The following is a 1142-nucleotide window of genomic DNA, read 5'->3' as shown; positions in this document are numbered from 1 at the left end:
GTGATGTAGACCAGCCGAGGCACCGACCTTGCTGGCCAGGCTCAACTACCATCCTGCGTAGGTGGGGGTTTGGCCCGGGGGATGAGAACAGAGCTACTTACGAGACGTCCAGAGGAACGTCTCGGTTCTCAGCTCCACGGATCGCTCGGACACCAGGCGTCGGCAAGGGGTTGCAACGGGAGCAGGGCTGGAACTGGGCATGAAATACGACATCGCAGCCCCTGAACCTGCAGGCATGGTCGCCTCGCTCAGCTCTCTCGGCTATTCACTGCCCGCCGCCATCGCGGATCTCGTGGACAACAGCATCTCCGCGAAGGCAGCCAACATCGACATCGAGTTCACATGGGCTGGACAGGACTCGTGGATCGCTGTCGTCGACAACGGCGAAGGGATGAGCGCGGACGATCTCGTGACCGCCATGACCGTGGCTGCGCGCGGTCCCGCCACACCGCGTACCGCCACGGACCTGGGGCGCTTCGGCGTCGGACTCAAGTCCGCGTCGTTCTCCCAGGCCCGTCAGCTCACCGTCGCGACCGCTGTCTCCGGAGAGTGGCACGTACGTACGTGGGATCTCGACGTCGTTGAGAAGTTCGGTGAGTGGAGGCTGCTGCACGGCGCGGACGAGGCGACGGCGGACCTGCTCGACAGGATCCGCGGTAGGGCTGATCATGGCACGGTCGTTTTGTGGCGGCGGCTAAACGGATACCACGTCGACGGCGTGACCGAGGACGACGAGCGGACCCAGAAGCAGTTCTACGCAGAGGCCGCCCGCGCGGAGTCGCACTTGGGCATGGTCTTCGCCCGGTTCCTGACGGGCAGTCGTCGCCGTACCATGCGTGTCTCCAGTAGCCCGGTCGAGCCCTGGGACCCCTTCCTCTCCGGTCACCCTTCTGTTCAGCCCCTCCCTGTGGAGCAACTTCCGCTCGGCACCGGCTTCGTACGAGTGGAGGCGTTCGTCCTCCCCAGCGCGCAGCGGCTCACGCCTGCCGAGTACGACAAGGCCAGCGGCCCACGCGGTTGGCTCGACCAGCAGGGGTTCTACGTGTACCGGCGGGACCGTCTGATCCTGGCCGGCGACTGGCTTGGCCAGCGCGGTGTACGCCGCGAGGAGAAGTACAACCTGGCACGGATCGCCGTGGACA

The 1142-nt window shown here is 65.7% G+C and carries 1 protein-coding gene; it reads left to right on the top strand.

What is annotated here, in order from left to right; all coding sequences use genetic code 11:
* Nucleotides 1–199 precede the first annotated feature (199 nt).
* Nucleotides 200–1142, top strand: a 943-nt coding sequence (locus ACFV9O_RS40650; RefSeq protein ID WP_385428167.1) for an ATP-binding protein, incomplete at its 3' end; no start/stop codon positions are given.

Source organism: Streptomyces sp. NPDC059909 (assembly GCF_042730885.1).
Lineage (GTDB): Bacteria > Actinomycetota > Actinomycetes > Streptomycetales > Streptomycetaceae > Streptomyces.
This window is presented reverse-complemented; position numbering and strand designations above follow the sequence as displayed.